The sequence below is a fragment of the Pseudomonas paraeruginosa genome (assembly GCF_003025345.2).
GTDB lineage: Bacteria > Pseudomonadota > Gammaproteobacteria > Pseudomonadales > Pseudomonadaceae > Pseudomonas > Pseudomonas paraeruginosa.
In genome coordinates this window covers 4964547-4988438 of the sequence record NZ_CP020560.1, presented here as the reverse complement: position 1 = coordinate 4988438, position 23892 = coordinate 4964547, and the positions used below count along the sequence as shown (strand labels likewise).

Here is a 23892-nt window from a genome sequence, read left to right as displayed (position 1 = left end):
AGGCGCGGCGAGCTGGAAAACCCTATCGGCCTTGTCCGATAAACGGTTCGTCCCGGCTCGTCGTGGGAACCGTCAGCGTCGGCACCGGATAGGACTCATGAGGTAAGGCCTCTCCCGCTTCTCGATACGCACGGCCTGGCGGGTGGTGTGGTTCGCCTGGCAGTCGGATCGAACGGGAAGGCACAAGGTGGTCGTGGGACGGATCGGCAACGCTCCTGCCGCACGGCCAAGGCTCGGCAACCGCGAGCGTTGCCACTCACTGGAAGGATACAAAACAATGAAATCCATCAAGTCCCTGCCGTCCCTTGCCGCTCTTGCTCTCTGCCTGAGCGTTTCGTCCATGGCCAGCGCGGCCACCATCACCCCGGTCAACTCGGCCTTCACCGCACCTGGCACCATCAGCGTGAGCTCGCCCGCGTCGCTCAACCTGCCGGTGACCTGCAATATCACCTTCAAGGGCAAGACCGCGGCCGACGGCTCCTATGCCAGCATCGACAGCGTTACCGTCAGCGGCAGCAACACCCTGTGCAGCGTGCCGCAGATGACCGGACTGCCGTGGAAGCTGACCGTGTCCAGCACCACCGCCGGCAAGGTCGATGGCGTCGGCTTCAAGATTCTGTCCTCCACCTGCGGCCCGAGCACTGTCAACGGTTCCTGGAGCAACGCCACCAACACGCTCAGCGCCAGCAACCAGTCGCTGGCCGGCAACTGCAAGATCAACAGCCTGAGCGTGAAGCCGACCCCGGCCTTCGTCGTCAACCCGTAATCCAGGCCATCGCTGGCGCCTTCGGCGCCAGCGGTTCCGCGCTACGCGCGGTGGCTGCCGAAGCGCTCCCAGGCCTGCCACTCCCGAGGGGATGGCAGCGAGGTGGGTGCAACGGCGCCGACTCCTTGCTCGCACATGGAAATCGGCCTGGGGGAGGGTGTCCGCCAGGACGCTCAAGCAGGCCGACCATCGTGCCCCGTGCATTAGCAGTCCACCAGGGGTGATGAAACCTTGAACAAGAAAAACGATATTTCCTGCCTGTTTGCCAGAAAACCACTGCCATTGTTCTGTGCCCTTATCGTCGGCGGCCTGCTCGGCACGTCCCAGGCTCAGGCCGGCGGCTTCATGGTCCCGACCTCCAATACGGCGGGTTGGGGTCGCGCGATGGCGGGTGGCTCGCTGTTCCCCAACGATCCCAGCGCCGCGTTCAACAACCCGGCGGCCATGGCTTTCATCGACAAGCGGATCGCCCAGTTGACGGTCAACTACGCCGATATCGACATCAAGTACAACGGCGATGCCTACGACTACCAGGGTAATCCCATGACCGGCGGCTACCAGGACGGGCCGGGCACCCCCGAGCTGGGTACCAACGATGGCGGGCAGGCCGGATTCGGCGCGTGGCTGCCGACCGGCTTCCTGGTCGTACCGATCAACGACCGCTTCGCCTTCGGTCTGAGCCAGGTCGTTCCGATGGGAATGCGCAGCACCTGGGACCCGAACTGGAAAGGCCGCGATTTCGCGGTGGACACCAAGATCGAGACGATCGGCCTGACCGGCTCCCTGTCGTTCAAGGTCAACGACAACTTCTCCCTGGGCGCGGGGGTGATCATCCAGCGCACCTCCGGCTTCGTCAGCCAGAACCTCGATCTCTATGCCTCGGCCGCCAACTCCCCGGGCATGGGCGGCATTCCGTTCCCGGCCTCGAACTCGTCCGCGCTGATGCGGGTCAAGGTGGACAACACCTCGCCCGGCTTCTTCGCCGGTGCGGTGTGGAAGCCGACCGACCGCGACACCCTGGGCTTCGCCTACCACGCGAAGATCCGCAACAAGCTGAAGGGGCACTACAACCTCTACGACCACGACGGTGGGCTGACCGAGGGCGCCATCGAGGGCGGCACGCCAGGCCTGGCTTATCCCGGCCTGGACCTGCGGATGGGCGCTTCCGCCTCGGCGCGCCTGGATATCCCCGCCTACGCCTCGCTGGACTGGGTACACCAGTTCAACGACCGTCTGAGCCTGGGAGCCAGCGCCACCTGGACCGAGTGGTCGTCGTTCCAGGACCTGACCCTCAAGTCCCATGGCAGCACCATCGTCTCCATTCCCTATACCTACCGGAACACCTGGACCCTGGCGATGGGCGGCGACTACAAGGTGACCGACCAGTGGACCATGCGCGCCGGTGTCGCCTATGACCAGACGCCGACCCACAACGCCACCCGGGATCCGCGAATTCCCGACGGCGATCGTTACTTCGTGTCGCTGGGGGCGGGCTACCGCTTCCAGTCGATGCCGGAACTGTCTATCGACGCGGCCTATTCGCGGCAGTTCGTCAAGGAAGTACCGATCAAGACGGTCAACCAGGATCGCTTGGGCGGCGGCCGCCTGGATGGCCGGGCGACCAGCAAGGGGCAGGTGTTCAGCCTGTCGGCGACCTACGACTTCTAGTTGGCCTGGTTGACGGACGGGCTTCCGCGCTGTGGCGGAGGCCCGTTCGTCCTTGCCGGATCCGCACGCGGACGGTGCCTGGCGTGCTCGCGGGCGGTGCGTTGCGCCATCGCGCTCGTCGTTCGCTACCCGCGGGCGCTCTATGTCGGCGTACTTTGCGGGTCGCTGAAAGTTTCACTTTTGCACCATAAAGATTCATCAATGCGTCATCTCGCACTATCTAGGTGCCGCCTGGCTTGCTAGAGTCACGCGCAAAAAATTGTTCACAAAACTAGAAACCGGTGAGAAACATGACGCAATCCGTCGACGCTTTCCTCGAGCGCCTGCAACGGCGCGACCCCGACCAGCCCGAATTCCACCAGGCGGTGGAGGAGGTGCTGCGTTCCCTCTGGCCGTTCCTCGAGGCCAACCCGCACTACCTGGAAGCCGGCATCATCGAACGCATCGTCGAGCCGGAGCGGGCGATCCTGTTCCGCGTGCCCTGGGTCGACGACCAGGGCCGGGTGCGGGTCAACCGCGGCTACCGGGTGCAGATGAGCAGCGCCATCGGCCCGTACAAGGGCGGCCTGCGCTTCCATCCCTCGGTGAACCTCGGCGTGCTGAAGTTCCTCGCCTTCGAGCAGGTCTTCAAGAACTCCCTGACCACCCTGCCCATGGGCGGCGGCAAGGGCGGCTCCGACTTCGATCCGAAGGGCAAGAGCGACGCCGAGGTGATGCGTTTCTGCCAGTCGTTCATGAGCGAGCTGTACCGCCACGTCGGTGCCGACCTGGACGTGCCGGCCGGCGACATCGGCGTCGGCGCGCGCGAGATCGGCTACCTGTTCGGCCAGTACAAGCGCCTGTCCAACCAGTTCACCTCGGTGTTCACCGGCAAGGGCCTGAGCTACGGCGGCAGTCTGATCCGTCCCGAGGCCACCGGCTTCGGCTGCGTCTACTTCGCCCAGGAAATGCTCAAGGGCCATGGTCGCGGCTTCGATGGCCAGCGGGTGGCGATCTCCGGCTCCGGCAACGTCGCCCAGTACGCGGCGCGCAAGGTCATGGAGATGGGCGGCAGGGTGATCTCGCTGTCCGATTCCGAAGGCACCCTGTATGCCGAGGCGGGCCTCACCGACGAGCAGTGGGACTACCTGATGGAGCTGAAGAACGTTCGTCGCGGGCGCATTCGCGAGATGGCCGAGCGTTTTTCCTTGCAGTTCCTCGAGAATCGTCGCCCCTGGGAGCTGGCCTGCGACATCGCGCTGCCCTGCGCGACCCAGAACGAACTGGACGCCGAGGATGCGCGGCGCCTGCTGGCCAACGGCTGCGTCTGCGTCGCCGAAGGCGCCAACATGCCCTCGACCCTGGAGGCCGTCGACCTGTTCCTCGAGGCCGGCATCCTCTACGCGCCGGGCAAGGCGTCGAATGCCGGCGGGGTGGCGGTGAGCGGCCTGGAGATGTCGCAGAACGCCATGCGCCTGCGCTGGAGCGAGGGCGAAGTGGACACCAAGCTGCACGGCATCATGCAGTCGATCCACCATGCCTGCCTGCTGTACGGCGAGGAACGGGGCCGGGTCAACTACGTGAAGGGCGCGAACATCGCCGGCTTCGTCAAGGTCGCCGACGCGATGCTGGCGCAGGGCGTGGTCTGAGGTATCGCCGTGGTTGAAAAAAAACGGGGCTCGACGAGCCCCGTTTTTCGTTGCGCCGGTCATTCCGCCGGGCGTGGCGTGGTCTCGGTGCTGGCCGGCAGCAGCGGGTATTCCACCCGTGGTTGCTTGCCGCTCAGGCTGTGCAGGAAAGCCACGATGTTCTCCACGTCATCCGGCGCCAGTTGCTTGCCGAGCTGGGCGTTGCCCATGATCGCCACGGCGTCCTTGAGCTCCCAGACCTGGCCGCTGTGGAAGTACGGCGCGGTGAGTGCGACGTTGCGCAGGGGCGCGGCGCGGAACACGTACTCGTCGCTCTGGGTCTTGGTCACCGCGAAGCGGCCCTTGTCGCCGCTGGGCAGGACGCTGGCGTCGGGCTTCTTCACCAGGCCGAACGGGAAGTAGGCCTGGCCGCCCAGGTTGATGCCGTTGTGGCAGGCGCTGCAGCCACTGTCCATGAACGCCTTGAGACCTTTCTTCTGCCGCGCGTCGAGGGCGTTGTCGTCGCCCTTGAGGTACAGGTCGAAGGGCGAGTCGGGGGTTACCAGGGTCGCCTCGTAGGCTTCGATGGCCAGCGCCATGTTGTCGAAGCTGACCGGCTTGCCGGCCTTGGGGAAGGCCTTGCGGAAGGCGTCGACGTATTCCGGGATGCTGCTCAGGGTCTGTTCCACCAGTTGCGGGGTGCTGTGCATCTCCACGCTGTTCTGGATAGGGCCCTTGGCCTGTTCTCCCAGGTCCTTGGCGCGACCGTCCCAGAACTGCGCGGCGTTGAATACCGCGTTGAACACCGTCGGTGAGTTGCGCGGGCCTTTCTGCCAGCCGTGGCCGACCGAGGTCGGCACGTTGTCGGCGCCGCCGGTGCCGACGTTGTGGCAGGTGTTGCAGCTGAGCACATGGCTGCGCGACAGGCGCGGGTCGAAGAACAGCTTCTTGCCGAGTTCGCGCTGCTGTTCGTTGATGGCCTGGCCGCGCAGTTCGGTGACCTGCTCGGGAATCGGCTTGAACAGAGCGCTGGCCTGGTCGTGCAGGGGGTCGGCATGGGCGAGGGGCATGGCGAACGACAGCAACAGGCTGCCAAGCGGGAGCAGTGACGAGGACTGCATCTTTTTTTCTCCTTATCAGGTGTTACAACCGGTCCTGTGAGGAGAGGCCAGCGAAGGACGGCGAGGCTTGACGTGGATCAAGCGCGCCGGAATCGTTCCTGCGGGCGGTTGTCGCAGCGCGGTTCAGCGCTCGCGGTCGCGTTGCCAGTCGGCGTCGCGGTCGTTCCAGTCACGCTGCCCCAGCCGCTGCTCATCGACAGGCTCAGGGCGCTGCGCAGGATCTGCCCGCCGCCGTCGTTGTCGTCGAGTTCGATGGGGGCGTTTCCTGGCGTTCCTTGCCCTCTCGTTCTTGCGCGGCGCTCAGCGCAGCGCATCGATGACGATCTGCCGGGAGAGCAGCCCCTGTTCCTGCAATGCCTGGAGATGTTCCAGCAGCTCTTCGCGTCGAGCCGGCGACGTGGCGTAGTCGATGGCGCCGCTGCGCCGCTCGCGCCAGGCGAACAGCAGAGGTTGCCAGGCGTCCGCGGCCAGCTCCGGGCGCGTCTGCAGCAGGTAGTCGAGTTGCTGCCAGTAAGGCTTGAGCGCGAGCAAGCGATCGGCCCGCCCGTACGCCGCGTCCTCGAGCAGCTGCCGCAGGACCTCGTCCAGACGCTGCGGGCATATCCCTGGCGCGGCGCTGCGCAGGCACTGCGCGGCCTTGGCGAAGACCTTGCCGGACGGATCGCGCAGGGCCTGCAGGCAGGCATCGGCGAGGTCCTCGGCCGGCAGCGCGGCAAGGGTGTCCAGCGCTGCGCCACGCACCTGCTGCGCGGGATGACGCAATGCCTGCCGGGCCAGCGGCGCGACCGCCTGGGCCTGGCGGTCGCGGGCCAGACCGAGCAGGCCGAGCCAGTCGGCCTTGGTCGTTGGCATCCAGGCGAGCCGTTCGGCCAGGATGGCGTCGACGTCGGTTCCGGCGGCTTTCGCCAGGTACAGCGCCAGGTTGCGCACACTGGGCGACGCATCGAGCAGCGCCCGGGCCTGGACCGCCGCAGGCAGCGGCTCGGCTCCCAGGGCCCGGTCATAGAGGTGCAACGCCTGGGCCCGGAGGCTGGCGCCGTGGTCACGGAGTCCGCTTTCCAGCAGGCGGATCGCGCTGTCCGGCGGCAGCGCCGCGGCCTCGTGCAGGGCCTGGCGGCGCACGCTCGGATCCGGGCTGGACAGCGCCCGCTCGAGCACCTCGAACCGGCCGCTCTGTCCAGGCCGCAGCAGGACCTCCAGAAGGAAGCGCGCGCTGGCGGAGCGCTGTCGAAGCAGGGCCTCCAGGACCTGTCCACGGTGTTCGGCACCTGCCAGCAGGACGGCCAGCCGATCCAGCAGGTCGCCATGGTCGACCCGGTTCTTCCGGCCCAGGGCAACCCACTGCGGCAGCGCGCCGAGCAGGGCCGGCACGCACTCGCTGACCAGGTAGCGTTCCAGGCCCTCCCGGGCCGCGGCGCGGACCGGACCGACCCAGTCGTTGGCCCGCTCGATCAGCGCCGCCAGCGCCTCGGCGTCGTTGCTCGCGCTGAGCCCGAGCACCGCGGCTTCGCGCACGAAGCCATTGCATGAGCGGCTGAGTTCGACCCAGTCGACGTCGTTTTCCCACAGGCGCCGTTCGACCAGCCCCAGCGCCTCGCGGCGGTGACGCTCGGTCCAGGTGTCCGTGAACGGTGCCTGCCGTTGCCGCTGCAGCCAGAGTTTCAAGCGTTGCATTCTTCTCATCCTTTCACGCACACCACCTGACGCAGGGTGTGCAGCACTTCCACCAGCTCGCGCTGGGCTTCCATGACCCGGTCGATGTCCTTGTAGGCCATCGGGATCTCGTCGATCACGTCGGCGTCCTTGCGGCATTCGACGTGGGCGGTGGCGCGGATCTGGTCTTCGACGCTGAAGACCTTCTTCGCCTGGGTCCGGCTCATGGTCCGCCCGGCCCCGTGGCTGCACGAGCAGAACGCTTCCTGGTTGCCGAGGCCGCGGACGATGAAGCTCTTCGCGCCCATCGAGCCGGGGATGATGCCGAGCTGGCCCTTCTGCGCGGACACCGCGCCCTTGCGGGTGACCAGCACCTCCTGGCCGAAGTGGCGTTCCTTCTGCACGTAGTTGTGGTGGCAGTTGACCGCTTCGAGGTTGGCCTCGAACGGCTTGCGGATCACCTGGCGCGCCGCCTCGATCACCGCGTGCATCATCAGCGCGCGGTTCTGCCGGGCGAAGTCCTGGGCCCAGCCGACCGCTTCCACGTAGTCGTCGAAGTGCCGGCTGCCCTCCTCGAAGTAGGCCAGGTCCTTGTCCGGCAGGTTGGCGATGTGCTGGCGCATGTCGGCCTTGGCCAGTTCGATGAACAGGTTGCCGATGGCGTTGCCGACCCCGCGCGAACCGCTGTGCAGCATGAACCAGACGCGATCGGCCTCGTCCAGGCAGACCTCGATGAAGTGGTTGCCGGTGCCGAGGGTACCCAGGTGCTGGCGGTTGTTGGTCTTCTCCAGCCGCGGGTACTTGTCGGTGATCGCCCTGAAGCGGCCGGCGAGCGCCTTCCAGGCCTGGTCGGCGGCGTCCGGCACCTCATGCCAGGCGCCGCGGTCGCGACGGCCGAAGGTCTTGCCGTGGGGCACCGCCTGCTCGATGGCGCTGCGCAGACCGTGCAGGTTGTCCGGCAGATCGGCGGCGACCAGCGAGGTCCGCGCGGCGATCATCCCGCAACCGATGTCCACGCCCACCGCCGCCGGGATGATCGCGCCGAGGGTGGGGATCACGCTGCCGATGGTCGAACCCTTGCCCTGGTGGACGTCGGGCATCACCGCCAGGTGCTTGAAGATGAACGGCATCTTCGCCGTGTTCATCAGTTGCCGGCGCGCTTCTTCCTCCACCGGGACGCCCTGGGTCCAGAGCTTGATCGGCTTGCCGCCGGCGACTTCGAGGATGTTCATGTCTTTCATCGTGCTTTCCTTGTATTCCGCGCCGTCCCTTGGCCGGTGCGGAGTCGTTCGCGGTCAGGCCTGCTTCAGCGTGACCAGCCCATTCAATACCTGGTCCAGGCCGCCGAACACCGAGATCCGGTCGATGCGTTCGGCCACCCGCTCCAGGGTTTCCAGTTCCTTCAGGCGCAGCGCGGTCGGATTTTCCTCCATCACCTTCGCCGTGTTCAGCAGCGAGCGGGTCGCCGAGGTTTCCTCGCGGCGCCGGATCACGTTGGCCTGGGCCGCCTTTTCCGCCTCCACCACCTGCGCCAGCAGGGTCTTCATCTCGCCGGGCAGGATGATGTCGCGCACGCCCAGGCCGCTCACTTCCATGCCGCTGCCTTCCAGCTTGGCGGCCAGGTGGGCGCTGACCGCTTCGTCGATCGACTGCTTGTTCTCCAGCAACTCGTCGAGCGTGCGCGTTCCCACCGCCGCCCGCAGGCCGAACTGCAGCTCGCGGTACAGATGCTCCAGTGGCTTGCTCAGTCGCGAGTACGCGGCCAGAACGTCGCTGTAGCGCCAGTTGGCGGCGAGGTTCAGGCGCAGGCTGACCTTGTCGCGGGTGAGGATCTCCTGGCCGCTGACCTCCAGCGCCTGGATACGGGTGTCGACCAGTTCCACGCCGACTTGTCGGTTGTAGCGCCAGAAACCGTATTGTCCGGCTTGCAGCAGCCCGGCCAGGGCGCCATCGACCTTCAGCACGCCGACCTGGAACGCCGGCACCTGGGCCAGCAACACCGCTTCCAGGCCTGCCAGGCTGCGACCGCGCAGGTTCGGCTGGTTCAATTGGGCGACCAGTGCGGCCGGCAGGCGATAGTCCTGCGCCAGGTCGATGCGCTCCAGTCGCTGCTCGGTCTGGCCCTTCCAGTACAGTCGACGGCTACCCGGGGCGAGCAGTTCCACCAGTACGCCGTCCTCGTAGCGCAGGCCGGCCTCGTTGTCGCCCAGGTCCATCCGGGTGAAGTAGCGCTCGACCAGTTCCGGCTCGCTCTGCCGCAGGTAACCGGCCAGGCGGTGTTCGAATTGCGGGGTGTTCAGGCTGAAGGTTTCCAGGCTCAGGCGGTCGCACGGATCGAAGCGGCGATAGGTGCCCGGTTCGAGCACGGCGAGGAAGTCGCCCTCGGCGTACAGCAGGCCACGTTCGTTCTTCTTCACGATGAAGCGCTTCAGCATTTTCATTTCTTCATTCCTTTCGTGTTTTCCGGGTGCCGGTGTTCGCCGGCCCGCCGGACCTCGCGGATGGAGTGCGGAGGAGACGGGGCCTGCGAACGTCCTGTCCGTGTGGGCGATGTCCCTCGCTCCAGGCCTGCCTTGCTCCGTGCCCGATCCGCGGGCCGGGCGGGCCGGCGGCGGCCTCGGCTCCCTTGCGTTCTCCGGCCTTCCTGGCCGCTTGCGCAGTTCGCCTCGGCCACACCGGCGGGTGTTGCCATTGAGTGATTGCCGTTAAGGCAACGTTCGAGCGGGAGTCGAACCCGCGACAGACCATTTCGTGGATGGTTGCTCTACCAGGCTGAGCTATCGAACCGCGAACCGGCATTGCCGGACTCGCGAGTGACCGTCGTTGCTGCGGGCGGCATGCACGACGCCGACACCAGGGGTGGGCTCGGGCACCGGCGGGACTGGAGTCCCGACCCGTCGGCCTGCATGGGCGATGCGGTCGAAATGGACATAGCGAGCGGCGTGCCAGGTTTTTCTTGATAAGTCTGTTTTTTATTTAACTCTTTGATCTTAAAGATGAATAAATTTTTTATTGCGATTCGTCGGCGAACTCGATGGAGAGATGCCTGGCTATTTCTATATATTTTCATATCGATCTTTATCTTGAAGGATAAGAAGTGATGAAACGCACGGTCGCCATCGGCTTCATCGGCGCCACCCTCGACCGTCTCGGCAAGGGCGCGGCGCGCTGGCAAAAGTGGCGGCCGAGCATCGGCCTGTGCCAGCAGCCGGACCTGCTGATCGACCGCCTCGAACTGATCCACGGCGACGACGCCCGCGATCTCGGCCTGGCCGAGCGGATCCGCGCCGACATCGCCGCGGTGTCGCCGCACACCGAGGTGCGCCTGCAGCCGATGGCGCTGCGCAACCCCTGGGACTTCGAGGAGGTCTATGGCGCCCTGCACGATTTCGTCAGCGCCTATCCCTTCGACACCGAGCGCGAGGACTACCTGGTGCACATCACCACCGGGACCCATGTCGCGCAGATCTGCTGGTTCCTCCTTACCGAGGCGCGCTACCTGCCGGCCCGGCTGGTGCAGACCTCGCCGTCGCGGCGCAAGGACGAGGCGCGCCATCCCGAGGGCTCGGCGACGTTGATCGACCTCGACCTGTCCCGCTACGACCGCATCGCCTCGCGGTTCCGCCGTGAACAGGAGGAAAGCCTGGCTTTGCTCAAGTCGGGAATCGCCACGCGCAATGCCGCTTTCAACCGTTCCATCGAGCAGATCGAGCGGGTCGCCGTGCGTTCTCGGGCACCCATGCTGCTGGTGGGGCCGACCGGCGCCGGCAAATCGTTCCTCGCCCGGCGCATTTACGAACTCAAGCGCAGCCGGCACCAGCTCGACGGGCGCTTCGTCGAGGTCAACTGCGCCACCTTGCGCGGCGACGGCGCGATGTCGGCACTGTTCGGCCACGTCAAGGGCGCCTTCACCGGCGCGCAGAACGCGCGCGAAGGCCTGCTGCGCGCAGCCGACGGCGGCATGCTGTTCCTCGACGAGATCGGCGAGCTGGGTGCCGACGAGCAGGCGATGCTGCTCAAGGCGATCGAAGAGAAGCGCTTCTTCCCGCTGGGTTCGGATCGTGAGGTGGAGAGCGACTTCCAGCTCATCGCCGGGACCCACCGCGACTTGCGCGGACGAGTGGCCGAAGGCCTGTTCCGCGAGGACCTGTTCGCCCGCATCAACCTGTGGACCTTCGAGCTACCGGGTCTGGCCGGGCGCCGCGAGGACATCGAGCCGAACATCGACTTCGAACTGGAGCGGCATGCCCGCGAGCAGGGGCGGCAGGTGCGCTTCAACCTGGAGGCCAAGCGTCGCTACCTGGCCTTCGCCGGTTCCAGCGAAGCGCGCTGGGCCGGCAACTTCCGCGAGCTGTCGGCTTCCATCACACGGATGGCCACCCTGGCCGACAGCGGGCGGATCGACGAGGCGCTGGTCGAGGAGGAGATCCACCGCCTGCGCCAGGCCTGGGGGCTCGATGCGGGGCGGGAGCCACTGGCTGAGCTGCTGGGGCAGCGGGTGGAGGCCCTGGATCTGTTCGATCGCCTGCAACTGCAGGCGGTGCTGGAGGTGTGCCGCGGGGCGAAGACCCTTTCCGAGGCGGGACGCCGGCTGTTCGCCGTTTCGCGCGAGGGCAAGCGCAACCCCAACGACGCCGACCGGCTGCGCAAGTACCTGGCTCGTTTCGGCCTGGATTGGGCGCAGATACGCGCCTGAACGCCACTTCGGGATATCCTGGGCACTTTTCACGGGCTCCAGGGACGATTGCCGATGAGCGAGATAATGAACCTCGAGCGGCTGCGCCAGCGCTGCGCGGCCGGCGAAAGCTTCAAATACCTGTACTTCTGGGGACATCGCCCGGCGGCGAATGACCAGGTCGGCAAGAGCTGCTTCAGCCAGTGGTACGAGGCTTCGTTCAAGCTCGGCGGGGTGCGCTATGCCAGCGCCGAGCACTACATGATGGCGGCCAAGGCACGCTTGTTCGACGACCGTAAGCTGTTCGAGCGCATCCTGGCGGCGCGCAGCCCAGGCGAGGCGAAGGCCCTGGGCCGGGAAGTCGCCGGCTTCGACGAGGCGCTATGGAGCGCCGAGCGGATGGGAATCGTGATCGAAGGCAATCTCGGCAAGTTCGGCCAGAACGCCTCGCTGAAGAAATACCTGCTGGGCACCGCCGACCGGGTGCTGGTCGAAGCCAGCCCGGTGGACGCGATCTGGGGCATCGGCCTGGCCGCCACCGATCCCCAGGCCACCGAACCGGCGGCCTGGCGCGGCCTCAACCTGCTCGGTTTCGCCCTGATGGAAGTGCGCCGGCGCCTGGCTCAGTAGTAGTACCAGCGCAGTTCCAGCTTCACCTCGTTGATCGGCTGGCTGACGTGGCTGAACGCGCGTTCGGCGCTCAGGCGCAGACCCAGGTCGCGGCCCAGTTCGACCTGCTGGCCGAAGCTCAGGCTGCGCCGCACCTCGCCGTTGTGGAAGTAGTCACCCCTGGCTTCCAGGGTCAGGTTGCCCAGCGGGTTGCGCCACAGCAGGCCGCTGTCGAAGCCCATGGCCGGGGCGATCGCGGCGGCGAAGTCGCTGTTGTTCTCGATCCGCGCGGTGCCCATGGCGTAGAGCAGCAGGTCGTCGCCGAACATCCAGCTGCCGCCGGCACCGCCATTGAGGTGGCTGACCAGGACCTCGTCGCCGTCCTCGCCCAGGACTCGCTCCAGGCCGCCGGCGACCTGCCAGGACAGCGGCTTGAGCAACTGGTTGCGCGGGGTCAGCGAGCGAATGGTGACCAGGTCGAGGTTCTGCAACTGCCAGTGGTTGCCCTCGTACTGGCGCAGCTTGAGCTGGCCGATCTCGATCTGCGCGCCGAGCGGGAAGCCATAGGCGTTGTCGGCGAGGTCATGGTAGGCCATGCGCAGGCCGTATTCGGCGAAGGCGCGGTCGTCGCGGCTGCCGACGCCGAGCTGCCAGGTGCGTGACTCGTGGCCGTCCTCCGGCTGGCCGGGACGTTCGACGTGCAGTTCCGGCGGTGGGTTGCGGTTGATCGCCCGCAGCAGGTTGTAGCTGCGCGAGGCGATGCCGCTGTCGCGCGCCTGGCCGGTGGCGCGGTAGCGCACCAGGCGGAAGGCGGCGTCCTGGATCAGCGCCTGGCGCGGCGCCGGCAGGGCCCTGAACCCGGGGTCGTCGAGCAGGCTGTCGTCGTCCGCCAGGCGCTTGGCCCAGTCGCGCTCGGCATGGTCGAGCGGTTCGGCGCGGGCGAGCAGTTCCTTCTCGCGCGACGGCCGGTAGTCGATGCGCTCGATCAGCCCGGCGTTCTTCACCGCGCGGACGGTATCGGTGGGGATCGCGGTGAGCGGGAACTGTTCGGTCAGCTCGATGCCCGGGCGGGCGATCTCCATCAGTTCGAGCAGGCGGAACGAACAGTTCTCGTCGAAGAAGTAGTAGTCGAAGCGGACCTGCTTGAGCTCCCAGACATGCTCGACCATGCGCCCGGTCTCCTCGGGCGTCAGGTTCAGCTTGTATTCCCACAGGTCGCGGTTCTCCAGGCGGCTGTATTCGGCCAGCTTCTCCCGGTAGGGGACCAGCGCGAACAGGCCGGGATAGCCGCCCATCAGGCCTTTCCAGGCATAGAGGATGCTGTTGTCCATGCCTTCGATATAGGCGCCGAAGTTCAGCGCGTAGCTGAGCAGGGCGGTGTTGTTGCTGCTGACGTCGGCCTGATCGATGCGCAGCAGGGTATGGCCGAACATCGACGACGGGCTGTTCAGGTAGGCGGCGGGAAACACCAGCACGGCGCTGTGCGGGTTGATGTCGCGGTACCAGGTTTCGTATTCGCTGCACTGCGGCTGCGGCAGGTCGTCGAGTTGCAGTTGCCGGCGCAGCCAGCGGGTGCGCGCCGGGTAGACGCACTGCGCGTGCTTGTCGCCAAGGCTGGGCGAGGCGTAGAGCGCCTCCAGCGTGGCCGCCAGTTCGGCTTCCGGGTGGCTTTCGCCGTCGTCGGCGAGGAAGAACCGCTCGTCGTCGACGTAGCTGCGCCAGCCGCCGAGCTTGTCGCGCTCGTAGTGACCGAGGGCGATCCAGTAGGGATCGGCGGCCAACTGCTGGAGGCGGGCTTCGGGAACGGCCGGCGCGGCCAGCAGGGGAGAACAGGCGCACAGCGCCATCCAGGGCAACAGGCGTTTCGGCATCGGCAAGGCTTAAGGCTGGGGAAAGGGGCCTGCCCGCGAACGGGCAGGCGGCGAGGCTCAGGCCTGCTCGGCGTACTTGGCCAGGCGGGCGTCCTGTTTCAGGATCGCCTGGGTATTGGCGTAGACGTCGGCGGCGGTGGCGTCGGACTTGTTGAAGATCTGCGAGAAGTGCTCGTGGGTAACGGCGGCGAAGTGCTCGCGGTCCTGCGGTTGCACGCCCAGCACCACGGCATAGGTGGTCAGCGCTTCGCCATTGCCCTTGGCCATGTCTTCGGACAGCTCGTCCATCATGCTGCCGAGCACCAGCAGCGGCTTGCCGCCATAGGACAGCGCGCCGTTGGTGTGGCAGCCGTTGGTGCCGGTGGTCATGCCGAAGGTATTGTTGCCGGAAGTGCCGTTGGTGGTCGCCGCGACCACGTGGGTGGCCACGCCGCGCTGGCCTTTGAAGAGCATGTTGCCCCAGCCGCAGCCGGCGCCGCCGGGAGCGTCGGCGAAGGCATTGAAGGAGGCGGCGGCGAACAGGGTACCGAGCAGAATCCGTTTCATCGTTTGTTCTCTCTTGAGGTGGATCGAAGCCATCTGGAGCGGGCCAGCGACGCCGTGAGCTTTTCGGAATGCCACCGGGGTGTCAAGGCACCGAATGGGTGGCAGCGCGCAATGCCGGGCGAAAATTGACCGGCGTCAGCGGCAATCCGCCTGGAAGCGTCCAGACTTGAGAAAGTTCTGGTCGGTCTGAGCGAAACCGGCCTTGGTCAGCCGACCCTCATGCAGGAGGTGGATATGAGCGCTTTCGACCCCGCGACTGCCCTGGAAACCCTGGCGACCGAGTACGCGGCACGCGCCGCGGCGATCCGCCGGGACCTGGCGCGCAGCCATTCGCCGGATTTCGCCGAGCAGGCGGTGCAGCGGCAGAACGACGAAGTGCTCGAAGGCCTGCTCGCCGAGGCGGAGGCGGGGATGCGTCAGGTCGGTCTTGCCCGCCTGCGCCTGGCGGAAGGTCGCTACGGCGAGTGCGAGCGCTGCGGCGAGGCCATCGAACCGGCGCGCCTGGCCGCCCTGCCTGCGGCGGAATACTGCCTGCGCTGCGCCGACCTGGCACATCGGTGAGATAGCGCCATCGGCGCCTTGTCAGTGGCGCGAGGCTGGGGGGAGAATGCGGGCGACGACACCCCGCGGCAACCTGCCGCCCGATGCAAGGATTCCCGATGCCCGATTCCGTCGCTGCCGGCCTGCGCCTGGCGCCAGAAGAACTGACCCGTCCCTTCGCTCCCGAGCAATTCGCCTTCGACACCACCGACGACCTGGAGCCCTTCCGCGGCGTGCTGGGCCAGGAGCGGGCGGTCGAGGCGCTGCAGTTCGGGGTGGCGATGCCGCGGCCGGGTTACAACGTATTCGTCATGGGCGAGCCGGGGACCGGACGCTTCTCCTTCGTCAAGCGCTACCTGCAGGCCGAGGGCAAGCGCGTCGCCACGCCGTCGGACTGGGTCTACCTGAACAACTTCGACGAGCCGCGCGAACCCCGGGTGATCGAGCTGCCGCCGGGTAGCGCGAGCGAATTCAGCGCCGACATCGACCGCCTGATCGATAACCTCATGTCGACCTTCCCGGCGGTCTTCGAGCACCCGGCCTACCAGCAGAAGAAGAACGCCGTCGACCGCGCCTTCAACCAGCGCTACGACCGCGCCCTGGACTCGGTGGAGCGGCGCGCCCTGGAGAAGGACGTGGCGCTGTACCGCGACAGCGCCAACGTCGCCTTCACCCCGATGAAGGACGGCAAGGCGCTCGACGAAGCCGAGTTCGCCCAGTTGCCGGAGGCCGAGCGCGAGCGCTTCCACAAGGACATCGCCGCCCTCGAGGAATACCTCAACGAGGAGCTGGCGAGCCTGCCGCAGTGGAAGCGCGAATCGAGCAACCAGTTGCGCGAGCTCAACGAGGAAACCATCACCCTGGCCCTGCAGCCGCTGCTGGCGCCTCTGGTGGAGAAGTACAACAACAACCCGGGCGTTTGCGCCTACCTGCAGGCGATGCAACTGAACCTGCTGAAGACCGTGGTCGACCAACTGGTCGACGACAGCCGCACCGACGCCCAGCGCAAGCAGGGGCTGATCGAGCAGTACGCGCCGAACCAGGCCATCGTCCACCATGCGACCAGCGGCGCACCGGTGGTGTTCGAGTCGCACCCGACCTACGACAACCTGTTCGGCCGCATCGAGTACAGCTCCGACCAGGGTGCGCTCTACACCAGCTACCGGCAGTTGCGTCCGGGTGCGCTGCACCGGGCCAACGGCGGCTTCCTGATCCTGGAAGCGGAAAAGATGCTCGGCGAGCCGTTCGTCTGGGACGCGCTGAAGCGCGCCCTGCAGTCGCGCCAGTTGAAGATGGAGTCGCCGCTGGCCGAACTCGGCCGCCTGGCCGCGGTCTCGCTGACGCCGCAGGTGATCCCGCTGCAACTGAAGGTGATCATCATCGGCTCGCGGCAGATCTATTACACCCTGCAGGACCTCGACCCGGACTTCCAGGAGATGTTCCGCGTGCTGGTCGACTTCGACGAAGACATCCCGCTGGGCGAGGACAGCCTCGAGCAGTTCGCCCAGTTGCTCAAGACGCGCACCTCGGAAGAGGGCATGGCGCCGCTCAGCGGCGCGGCGGTGGCCCGCCTGGCGACCTACAGCGCGCGCCTGGCCGAGCACCAGGGACGGCTCTCGGCGCGGATCGGCGACCTGTTCCAACTGGTCAGCGAAGCCGATTTCATCCGCCAGCTGGCGAACGAGGAGGTGATCCAGCTCGGCCATATCGAGCGTGCCCTCAAGGCCAAGCAGACCCGCACCGGCCGGGTGTCGGCGCGGATCCTCGATGACATGCTGGCGGGGATCATCCTGATCGACACTGCCGGCGCCGCGGTCGGCAAGTGCAACGGCCTGACCGTGCTGGAAGTCGGTGATTCGGTGTTCGGCGTACCGGCGCGGATTTCCGCCACCGTCTATCCGGGCAGCAGCGGGATCGTCGACATCGAGCGCGAGGTCAACCTCGGCCAGCCGATCCACTCCAAGGGCGTGATGATCCTTACCGGCTACCTGGGTAGCCGCTACGCCCAGGAATTCCCCCTGGAAATCTCCGCCAGCATCGCCCTGGAGCAGTCCTACGGCTACGTGGACGGCGACAGCGCCTCGCTGGGCGAGGTCTGCACGCTGATCTCGGCGCTGTCGCGGACGCCGCTGAAGCAGTGCTTCGCCATTACCGGCTCGATCAACCAGTTCGGCGAGGTGCAGGCGGTGGGCGGGGTCAACGAGAAGATCGAAGGCTTCTTCCGCCTCTGCGAGGCCCGTGGCCTGACCGGCGAGCAGGGCGTGATCATCCCGCGCGCCAACGTCACCACCCTGATGCTCGACGAGCGCGTGCTGCAGGCGGTACGCGCCGGGCAGTTCCATGTCTACGCGGTGCGCGAGGTGGACGAGGCGCTGGCGCTGCTGGTGGGCAAGCCGGTCGGTGCCCAGGACGAGAAGGGACGCTTCCCGAAAGACAGCGTGAATGACCTGGTGGTGGCGCGTTTGCAGGAAATCTCCGAACTCGGCATGGAAGAGGACGACAAGGAAAAGGACAAGCCGGTGGAGAAGGAGGCCCTCGCCCCGAAGGACAAGGCCGCGGCGAAGAAGGACTGACCCGACCGCATAGCCGGAACCTGCCGAGGGCGGGGCTGGAAAAGCCTCGCCCTCGTGCGTTTCAGGCCTGTGGACAAGTTTACGCCGGCGCTATGCGGAACCTGGCGGCGGGTGTAGGCTCAAAACTGGGAACCCCCGTGAGGATGCCGCCATGCCGCGTAACCTCTGCCTCATCCGCCCCTGCCTGGGGTTGACCACGCGTATCGAGTGCGTGATCAGGCCGCTGGCCGGAGGGAACGGACTCTGGACCCTGCTCTGCGCCGCCGGCATGTCCGGCTCCCAGCCTTCGGCGATCAAGGCCCAGGGCCCTTTCCACGGTCCGCTGGTGGCCGAAGGGGTATTGCAGGCGATCGCCGACTGCCTGGCCCAGCAAGGCTATATCGAAGCCGTCGATCCGCCGATCTGGCGCCTGCACCTGCAGGGCGAGCTGCGCCGGCTCAACGGCGAACGCACGCCCCATGTCGGTGACTACCTGTTCCGACCGGAGTCCTGAGGCGGCGCCTGGGCAAAGCCTGAGCAATCCGGCCAAGGCCGCGTGCCATCATCGCTGGCGGGATTCATCCCGGCTCGGTGCACATATTTATCCACAGATTTTCTGGATAAAAACCGCAAGCCGCTGCGCTATACTCGCCAGCCATTTTCCCTGCACATACACACAAGAGACCATGGAACGCTTTTTCGAAAACGCCATGTACGCCTCGCGCTGGCTGCTGGCTCCGATCTACATGGGCCTGTCCCTGGCGCTGCTGGCGCTGACCATCAAGTTCTTCCAGGAAATATTCCACGTCATCCCGAACATCTTCGCGATGGCCGAGGCCGACCTGATCCTGGTCCTGCTCTCGCTGATCGACATGGCGCTGGTCGGCGGCCTGCTGGTGATGGTGATGATCTCCGGCTACGAGAACTTCGTTTCGCAACTGGACATCGACGAAGGCAAGGAGAAACTCAACTGGCTGGGCAAGATGGACTCCGGCTCGCTGAAGAACAAGGTGGCCGCCTCCATCGTGGCGATCTCCTCGATCCACCTGTTGCGCATCTTCATGGACGCGAAGAACGTGCCGGACAACAAGCTGATGTGGTACGTGATCATCCACATGACCTTCGTGCTCTCGGCCTTCGCCATGGGCTATCTGGATAAGCAGACCCGCCACTGAGGGCCCTGTCCAGCGCTTCGCTCGTGCCGCCCGGCCGTTGCAAAACGGACGGGCGGCGCTGTTTCAGGCTTGCGTCGAGCCGTGCCTGGGCAAGACTTCCAGTGTTGTCGGGCGGACGCCGGGAGCGGGCGTCCTTCGCGTCGTCGGGGCCAGGTGTCCGGACGATGCCGGGAATCGGGCCGGCGCTGCCGGGACCGAGGCGGTTGGCGGAATCCGGGAGGCTTCCGCTGCCCGCGCGACCTCGAGAGGTTTGCGATGAACATGCAGGATCTCGCCGGCCGGGTCCAGGCCGGACATATCGACGCCTTGCACCTGGTTTCGCTGGAGGGCGGCATCTACGTGCTGGAGGCGCAGATGGGCGACCGTGCCTATCCGGTGGAAGACGAGTCCGGCCGGCCGCTCAGCCTGCGTTCGGTGGAGCATGCGCGGCAGGTGCTGCGCGGGATGGCGCGGGTACCGGTGGAGCTGGTGCGTGCCGACGTCCACGACGAGATGTGTGGCTTGCTGGTCGAGCCGGGCGCTCTCGGCTGGCTGCCGCTGTCGATCCGTCACTGAGCGCGGGCGCCGTCGGTGGGGGTGGCGGGGCTTCTGTGCTAGGCTGGCCGCCCTTTTTTTCGACCCCACAGCGGAGCACCGCCATGAGCGAACTCAACCTGACCACTGACGAAGCCCGTGTCAGCTACGGCATCGGCCGCCAGCTGGGCGACCAATTGCGCGAGAACCCGGTTCCGGGCATGACCCTGGACGCAGTCCTGGCCGGCCTGTCCGATGCGTTCGCGGGTCTCGACAGCCGGGTCTCCGGCGAGGCGCTGTCCGCCAGCTTCCAGGTGATCCGCGAGCGCATGCAGGCCGAAGCCCAGGCCAAGGCCGAAGCCGCCGCTGGCGAAGGCCGTGCCTACCTGGCCGAGAACGCCAGGCGCGAAGGCGTCACCGTGCTGCCGTCCGGCCTGCAGTTCGAAGTGCTGAGCACTGGCGAGGGCGCCAAGCCTTCCCGCGAGGATACCGTGCGTACTCACTACCACGGCACCCTGATCGACGGCACCGTGTTCGACAGCTCCTACCAGCGCGGCCAGCCGGCCGAGTTCCCGGTGGGCGGCGTGATCGCCGGTTGGGTCGAGGCGCTGCAACTGATGAACGCCGGCTCCAAGTGGCGCCTGCACGTGCCGAGCGAGCTGGCCTATGGCGGCCAGGCGGTCGGCAGCATCCCCCCGCACAGCGTGCTGGTGTTCGACGTCGAACTGCTGGAAATCCTCTGAGGCGCATCGGCCCCAGGAAGGAGCGAAACGCCCCGTCGAAGCATCGACGGGGCGTTTTTCATTGACACATCAGTAGCGGGCGTCAACCGGACGCTTGTCCTTCGGCCAGTCCTTGACCTTGTCCGGGAAGTCCGGGCGCGGCTGGTGCGAAAAGTACTCCGCGACGTCCACTGCGTCCTGGTCGCTGAGGCCGCCCTGGCCGAGCGGGAAGCGTTCCTGGAAGCCGATCGGCATGTTGTGCTTGACGAAGGCGGCAGCGGTGAAGGTCCGCGCCATGCCGGCGCCGATATTGAACGACTGTTCGCCCCACAGCGGCGGGAAGAGCATCTCCCCGGCGGCGTTGCGCAGGCCTTCGCCGTTCTCGCCGTGGCACACCGCGCATTGCTGCGCATAGACCCTGCGACCGTTTTCCGGGTCGGGCCTGAGCGCCGGGTCGACCTTGCCGACGCCGCGTCCGGCGACCTTGTCCTCCGGCCGGGTGTTGTTCTTCATCCAGTCGAAATAGGCCACCATCGCCTGCATGTCGGCCGATTCCGGCGGCAGCGGCTTGCCGTTCATCGAACGGCGGAAGCAGCCGTTGATGCGTTCCTCCAGGTCGATGACCTTGCCCGCCCGTGGCGCGTAGCCGGGGAAGAACGCCGAGACGCCGACGAAGGGCGAGCCGTCGGCGACGGTCCCGGCGTTCAGGTGGCAACTGGTGCAGTTGAGCTGGTTGCCGACGTTGTCCGGCAGCAGTTCGCGGGTTTCCAGATGCAGGCGCATGCCGCGCACCACCTGTTCGGCGTTCGGCGCAGCGAGCATGTCCGCCAGGCGCGGGGAGACGAACGCGCCGCTCGGGCCGCTGCCGGCTTCGACCTGCCGCCGCAGTTTGTTCACCTGGCCGGCGTCGATCGCCGAGCCATGGTTGCCCCAGCTGCCGCGGACGAAGCTGAGGATCTCGGCGATCTCGCGATCCTCCAGCTGGGCGAACCCGGGCATGGTGTAGACCCGCGAATGAGTGGCGGTTTCCGCGGTCTTCCAGCCGGTGAGGGTGATGTGCAGCAGGGTGCTCGGATTGGCGGAGGCGACGGTGGGGTTGCCGGCCAGCGGCGGGAACATGCCCGGCACGCCGCTACCGTCCTTGCGGTGGCAATCGGAACAGAACTGCGCGTAGCCGAGGCCGCCGCGCGAGCTGTAGAGGTCGTCCGGAGTGGTCGGCGGGCGTTCGCTGGCGGGCATCGGCAGGTCGTCCTTGCCGGCCGGCAGGGATTTCAGGTAGCTGGCGATGGCCACCAGGTCGTCGTCGCTGAAGTGCTGGGTGCTGTGGTGGATCACGTCGGTCATGCTGCCGGATACCGTGGCGAAGCGGTTCTGCCCGGTCTTCAGCAGTTGCACGGTGTCCTCCACCGTCCACAGGTTGCGCAGGCTCAGCGCCTGCCATTGCTCGACGGTCTCGCCGGCGAGGTAGAGCTGCCCGGAGCGGCCCGCGTCGCTCATGGCCTTTTCCTGGAAGGCGATGCCGCGCGGAGTATGGCAGGCGCCGCAGTGGCCGAGGCCCTGCACCAGGTAGGCGCCGCGGTTGATCATCGGGTCCGCGTCGGTGGAGGGGGTGAACGGTGTGTCGTCGAGGAACGCCCAGTTCCACAGCGCCAGGCCCCAGCGCTGGTTGAACGGCCAGCTCATCGCGCTCGGCGTGTTCGCCCGGTTGACCGGCTGTACGCCATGCATCAGGTAGGCGTATAGCGCGCGCATGTCATCTTCGCTGACCTTGGCGTAGGACGGATAGGGCATCGCCGGATAGAGGTTCTCGCCTGCGGCGCTGACGCCCTTGCGCATGGCGCGGTCGAACTGTTCGAAGCTGTAGCGGCCGATGCCCGTCTCCGGGTCGGGGGTGATGTTGGTCGAGTAGATGGTGCCCATCGGCGTCTTCAGCTCCAGGCCGCCGGCCATCGGTGCGCCTTGCGGGGCGGTGTGGCAGGCGACGCAGTCGCCGAGCTGGGCCACGTAGCGGCCTTTTTCGATCAGTGCGGCGTCCGTGGCCGGTTCGCTGGCATGAAGCAGGGGAACGATGGAGCACAGCGCGCCGAGCAAGCCGAGGCGCGGGAAAGAAGCAGGCATTTCCTCATCCTTAGGCGTAGGCCTGGGGTAGTCCCCTCGGCCACGGTCCATTCTTTTTTTCGTTGTGCGGCCGTCGAAGGCTCGACGGTTGTGCCTCTGTTGTAGCGGCTTTCGGAGGAGGGCTGCTTGATATGGATCAGGCGGGGATTCGCTGTGGCGATCTGTACCCGAGGCCGGGGTGCTCAGGCGATCCGGGAAAGGCGGGGGAAAGTGACTCCGGGAAGGCCGTCCGTGACCTTCCCGGAACCGTCCGGAGGCGCCTTTGCCTCCGTTCGTGCGATCCGCCTCCCGGGCAGCGGCGCACGGATGACGCGTCCTGGCGTCATCGCAAGAGTCAGCGCAGGGCGCGGGCGTAGCAGAAGAGGAACAGGTTGCGCACCAGTTCCTTGAGGATCAGCGGTTCGCTCGAGTTCAGTTCGTGCAGATCCAGGCCGCCCTGGTCACGCAGTTCGTCCAGCGCATCTTCTTCCAGGACGGCGCAGATTTCCCCGGTTTCCCGGTGCAGGATCCGTAGGTAGGGGTGTGGCCGATCAAGCCAGGCATCGATCAAATAAGTCATGGCGCTCATCTCCGTGACAAGACTGTGAGGTGAGAATAATTCTTATTATCGTAATAGCAAGTCTTGATCGTGCCTTTCGTCGCAAAACGAAAACGCCGCCGTGAAAACGGCGGCGTTCGTCACAGCCCGGCGGTGGCTCAGTGGGTGCGGGCGACCGCGAATTCGCTGAGTTCGACCAGGGCGGCGCGGTACTCGTTGTCCGGCAGGCTTTCCAGGCAGGCGATGGCGCGCGCCGCGTAGTCGCGGGCCAGGTTGGCAGTGTAGTCCAGGGCGCCAGCGGCCTCGACGGCCGCGCAGACACTCTCCAGGTCCTGGCTGCCGCCTTGCTGGATGGCCTTGCGCACCAGCGCCGCCTGTTCCTCGGTACCGTCGCGCATGGTGACGATCAGCGGCAGGGTCGGTTTGCCCTCGGCGAGGTCGTCGCCGACGTTCTTGCCCAGGGTGGCGGCGTCGCCGCGGTAGTCGAGCAGGTCGTCGACCAGCTGGAAGGCGATTCCCAGGTAGTCGCCGAAGCGGCGCAGCGCCTCGGCCTGTTCCTCGCCGGCCCGGCACAGCGCGGCGGCGCTATGGGTCGAGGCCTCGAAGAGCATCGCGGTCTTGCCGCGGATGACTTCCATGTAGGTCTCTTCGGTGGTGCTGGCGTCGCGCACCTTGGACAGTTGCAGCACTTCGCCCTCGGCGATGACCCGGGTGGCCTGGGAGATGATGCGCATGACCGGCATTGAGCCGAGTTCGACCATCATTTCGAAGGAGCGGGCATAGAGGAAATCGCCCACCAGCACGCTCGGCGCGTTGCCCCACAGGGCGTTGGCGGTGGAGCGGCCGCGGCGCAGGCCGGAGGCGTCGACCACGTCGTCGTGGAGCAGGGTGGAGGTGTGCAGGAACTCGATGGTGGCCGCCAGCAGGCACAGATCGTCGCCCTTGTAGCCCAGGGTCTTGCCGGCGAGCAGGACCAGCAGCGGGCGCAGGCGCTTGCCACCGGCGGAGATGATGTAGTCGCCGATCTTTTCCACCAGGGGAACGCGAGAGGTGAGTTGGCGACGGATGATCCCGTCGACGGCGGTGAAATCTTCCGCCACCACGCGGTAGAAGGCCTGGGGTTGCATCAGTGACAATAGCTCCACAAAGATTGCGCGGCATGCTAGGTGGCAGGGGGGGGGCTGTCAAGGAAAGGCCCGGGACACTTGCCTCGGCCTG

General features: G+C 66.6%; 20 protein-coding genes, 1 tRNA gene and 1 pseudogene. 11 read left to right on the top strand and 11 right to left on the bottom strand.

Annotation, left to right across the window (positions count from 1 at the left end; genetic code table 11):
* The first annotated feature begins 277 nt into the window (after positions 1-277).
* From praA to gdhA, 3 genes are all read left to right on the top strand, one after another.
* Entirely contained in the window at positions 278-766 is a 489-nt protein-coding gene (gene praA / locus B7D75_RS23640; RefSeq protein WP_043101237.1) for an alkane oxidation protein activator PraA, read from the top strand.
* Between the two features lie 276 nt (positions 767-1042).
* Complete coding sequence (locus tag B7D75_RS23635) at positions 1043-2434, top strand: outer membrane protein transport protein (RefSeq protein WP_107114688.1); 1392 nt, start codon at positions 1043-1045, stop codon at positions 2432-2434.
* A 290-nt stretch (positions 2435-2724) separates the two neighbouring features.
* Entirely contained in the window at positions 2725-4062 is a 1338-nt protein-coding gene (gene gdhA, locus B7D75_RS23630; protein ID WP_058129578.1) for an NADP-specific glutamate dehydrogenase, read from the top strand.
* 59 nt (positions 4063-4121) lie between these two features.
* Here the strand turns inward: gdhA and ccpA are convergent, their stop codons facing one another.
* From ccpA to B7D75_RS23600, 6 genes and pseudogenes are all read right to left on the bottom strand, one after another.
* A complete protein-coding gene (ccpA, locus tag B7D75_RS23625; RefSeq protein ID WP_043101231.1) occupies positions 4122-5162 on the bottom strand; it encodes a cytochrome-c peroxidase CcpA in 1041 nt (346 codons plus the stop codon).
* A 182-nt stretch (positions 5163-5344) separates the two neighbouring features.
* A pseudogene (locus tag B7D75_RS29840) lies at positions 5345-5476 on the bottom strand (hypothetical protein); the annotation flags it as partial.
* Positions 5463-6836: a hypothetical protein gene (locus B7D75_RS23615; protein WP_034081466.1), complete on the bottom strand. Its 1374-nt coding sequence runs from the start codon at positions 6834-6836 to the stop codon at positions 5463-5465. The gene B7D75_RS23615 and the pseudogene B7D75_RS29840, both read right to left, overlap by 14 nt.
* Before the next feature lie 5 nt (positions 6837-6841).
* Positions 6842-8056, bottom strand: coding sequence for an RtcB family protein (locus B7D75_RS23610; RefSeq protein WP_107114478.1), 1215 nt, complete (start codon positions 8054-8056; stop codon positions 6842-6844).
* A gap of 54 nt (positions 8057-8110) precedes the next feature.
* Positions 8111-9256, bottom strand: a complete 1146-nt coding sequence (locus B7D75_RS23605; protein ID WP_003154384.1) for a slipin family protein — start codon at positions 9254-9256, stop codon at positions 8111-8113.
* Positions 9257-9528: 272 nt separating this feature from the next.
* A tRNA-Arg gene (locus B7D75_RS23600) sits at positions 9529-9602 on the bottom strand.
* A gap of 313 nt (positions 9603-9915) precedes the next feature.
* Between B7D75_RS23600 and rtcR the strand changes: the two genes are divergently transcribed.
* Both rtcR and B7D75_RS23585 read left to right on the top strand, forming a co-directional pair.
* Positions 9916-11511, top strand: a complete 1596-nt coding sequence (gene rtcR / locus B7D75_RS23590) for an RNA repair transcriptional activator RtcR (protein ID WP_053814574.1) — start codon at positions 9916-9918, stop codon at positions 11509-11511.
* Between the two features lie 54 nt (positions 11512-11565).
* Positions 11566-12120, top strand: coding sequence for an NADAR family protein (locus B7D75_RS23585; protein ID WP_034081462.1), 555 nt, complete (start codon positions 11566-11568; stop codon positions 12118-12120).
* Here B7D75_RS23585 and B7D75_RS23580 read toward each other — a convergent pair.
* Together B7D75_RS23580 and B7D75_RS23575 are read right to left on the bottom strand one after the other, a co-directional pair.
* The gene (locus B7D75_RS23580; protein ID WP_107114476.1) at positions 12114-13970 is read right to left on the bottom strand and encodes an Lnb N-terminal periplasmic domain-containing protein; all 1857 of its coding nucleotides are present in this window, start codon (positions 13968-13970) and stop codon (positions 12114-12116) included. The genes B7D75_RS23585 and B7D75_RS23580 overlap by 7 nt on opposite strands.
* Positions 13971-14027: 57 nt before the next feature.
* Positions 14028-14516: a DUF3015 domain-containing protein gene (locus B7D75_RS23575; protein ID WP_003154378.1), complete on the bottom strand. Its 489-nt coding sequence runs from the start codon at positions 14514-14516 to the stop codon at positions 14028-14030.
* A gap of 234 nt (positions 14517-14750) precedes the next feature.
* Here B7D75_RS23575 and B7D75_RS23570 point away from each other — a divergent pair, with 234 nt between their 5' ends.
* The 6 genes from B7D75_RS23570 to B7D75_RS23545 all read left to right on the top strand — a co-directional run bounded on the left by B7D75_RS23570 (position 14751) and on the right by B7D75_RS23545 (position 20039).
* Positions 14751-15077: a TraR/DksA family transcriptional regulator gene (locus tag B7D75_RS23570; protein ID WP_012077323.1), complete on the top strand. Its 327-nt coding sequence runs from the start codon at positions 14751-14753 to the stop codon at positions 15075-15077.
* Positions 15078-15175: 98 nt separating this feature from the next.
* A complete protein-coding gene (locus B7D75_RS23565; protein WP_033999975.1) occupies positions 15176-17629 on the top strand; it encodes a Lon protease family protein in 2454 nt (817 codons plus the stop codon).
* Between the two features lie 151 nt (positions 17630-17780).
* Entirely contained in the window at positions 17781-18122 is a 342-nt protein-coding gene (locus B7D75_RS23560; RefSeq protein WP_003154374.1) for a PA4575 family protein, read from the top strand.
* A 172-nt stretch (positions 18123-18294) separates the two neighbouring features.
* Positions 18295-18783 (top strand): TIGR00645 family protein, encoded by a 489-nt coding sequence (locus B7D75_RS23555; protein WP_003111135.1) that lies wholly within the window; start codon positions 18295-18297, stop codon positions 18781-18783.
* A 255-nt stretch (positions 18784-19038) separates the two neighbouring features.
* Positions 19039-19338: a DUF6482 family protein gene (locus B7D75_RS23550; protein WP_034081459.1), complete on the top strand. Its 300-nt coding sequence runs from the start codon at positions 19039-19041 to the stop codon at positions 19336-19338.
* Between the two features lie 83 nt (positions 19339-19421).
* Positions 19422-20039, top strand: a complete 618-nt coding sequence (locus B7D75_RS23545; RefSeq protein WP_003154370.1) for an FKBP-type peptidyl-prolyl cis-trans isomerase — start codon at positions 19422-19424, stop codon at positions 20037-20039.
* 69 nt (positions 20040-20108) lie between these two features.
* Here the strand turns inward: B7D75_RS23545 and B7D75_RS23540 are convergent, their stop codons facing one another.
* The 3 genes from B7D75_RS23540 to B7D75_RS23530 form a co-directional block, all read right to left on the bottom strand.
* Positions 20109-22136, bottom strand: a complete 2028-nt coding sequence (locus B7D75_RS23540; protein WP_107114475.1) for a c-type cytochrome — start codon at positions 22134-22136, stop codon at positions 20109-20111.
* 334 nt (positions 22137-22470) lie between these two features.
* The gene (locus B7D75_RS23535) at positions 22471-22695 is read right to left on the bottom strand and encodes a PA4570 family protein (RefSeq protein WP_003094765.1); all 225 of its coding nucleotides are present in this window, start codon (positions 22693-22695) and stop codon (positions 22471-22473) included.
* A gap of 137 nt (positions 22696-22832) precedes the next feature.
* On the bottom strand, positions 22833-23801 hold the full coding sequence (locus B7D75_RS23530; protein ID WP_003154366.1) for a polyprenyl synthetase family protein: 969 nt from the start codon (positions 23799-23801) through the stop codon (positions 22833-22835).
* Positions 23802-23892 lie beyond the last annotated feature (91 nt).

What these genes read in the sequence shown, in the direction of transcription:
- praA (WP_043101237.1), top strand. Translation starts at nt 278, where the DNA reads ATGAAATCCATCAAGTCCCTGCCGTCCCTTGCCGCTCTTGCTCTCTGC.
- gdhA (WP_058129578.1), top strand. Translation starts at nt 2,725, where the DNA reads ATGACGCAATCCGTCGACGCTTTCCTCGAGCGCCTGCAACGGCGCGAC.
- ccpA (WP_043101231.1), bottom strand. Translation starts at nt 5,162, where the DNA reads ATGCAGTCCTCGTCACTGCTCCCGCTTGGCAGCCTGTTGCTGTCGTTC.
- B7D75_RS23615 (WP_034081466.1), bottom strand. Translation starts at nt 6,836, where the DNA reads ATGCAACGCTTGAAACTCTGGCTGCAGCGGCAACGGCAGGCACCGTTC.
- B7D75_RS23610 (WP_107114478.1), bottom strand. Translation starts at nt 8,056, where the DNA reads ATGAAAGACATGAACATCCTCGAAGTCGCCGGCGGCAAGCCGATCAAG.
- B7D75_RS23605 (WP_003154384.1), bottom strand. Translation starts at nt 9,256, where the DNA reads ATGAAAATGCTGAAGCGCTTCATCGTGAAGAAGAACGAACGTGGCCTG.
- rtcR (WP_053814574.1), top strand. Translation starts at nt 9,916, where the DNA reads ATGAAACGCACGGTCGCCATCGGCTTCATCGGCGCCACCCTCGACCGT.
- B7D75_RS23585 (WP_034081462.1), top strand. Translation starts at nt 11,566, where the DNA reads ATGAGCGAGATAATGAACCTCGAGCGGCTGCGCCAGCGCTGCGCGGCC.
- B7D75_RS23580 (WP_107114476.1), bottom strand. Translation starts at nt 13,970, where the DNA reads ATGCCGAAACGCCTGTTGCCCTGGATGGCGCTGTGCGCCTGTTCTCCC.
- B7D75_RS23575 (WP_003154378.1), bottom strand. Translation starts at nt 14,516, where the DNA reads ATGAAACGGATTCTGCTCGGTACCCTGTTCGCCGCCGCCTCCTTCAAT.
- B7D75_RS23570 (WP_012077323.1), top strand. Translation starts at nt 14,751, where the DNA reads ATGAGCGCTTTCGACCCCGCGACTGCCCTGGAAACCCTGGCGACCGAG.
- B7D75_RS23565 (WP_033999975.1), top strand. Translation starts at nt 15,176, where the DNA reads ATGCCCGATTCCGTCGCTGCCGGCCTGCGCCTGGCGCCAGAAGAACTG.
- B7D75_RS23560 (WP_003154374.1), top strand. Translation starts at nt 17,781, where the DNA reads ATGCCGCGTAACCTCTGCCTCATCCGCCCCTGCCTGGGGTTGACCACG.
- B7D75_RS23555 (WP_003111135.1), top strand. Translation starts at nt 18,295, where the DNA reads ATGGAACGCTTTTTCGAAAACGCCATGTACGCCTCGCGCTGGCTGCTG.
- B7D75_RS23550 (WP_034081459.1), top strand. Translation starts at nt 19,039, where the DNA reads ATGAACATGCAGGATCTCGCCGGCCGGGTCCAGGCCGGACATATCGAC.
- B7D75_RS23545 (WP_003154370.1), top strand. Translation starts at nt 19,422, where the DNA reads ATGAGCGAACTCAACCTGACCACTGACGAAGCCCGTGTCAGCTACGGC.
- B7D75_RS23540 (WP_107114475.1), bottom strand. Translation starts at nt 22,136, where the DNA reads ATGCCTGCTTCTTTCCCGCGCCTCGGCTTGCTCGGCGCGCTGTGCTCC.
- B7D75_RS23535 (WP_003094765.1), bottom strand. Translation starts at nt 22,695, where the DNA reads ATGACTTATTTGATCGATGCCTGGCTTGATCGGCCACACCCCTACCTA.
- B7D75_RS23530 (WP_003154366.1), bottom strand. Translation starts at nt 23,801, where the DNA reads ATGCAACCCCAGGCCTTCTACCGCGTGGTGGCGGAAGATTTCACCGCC.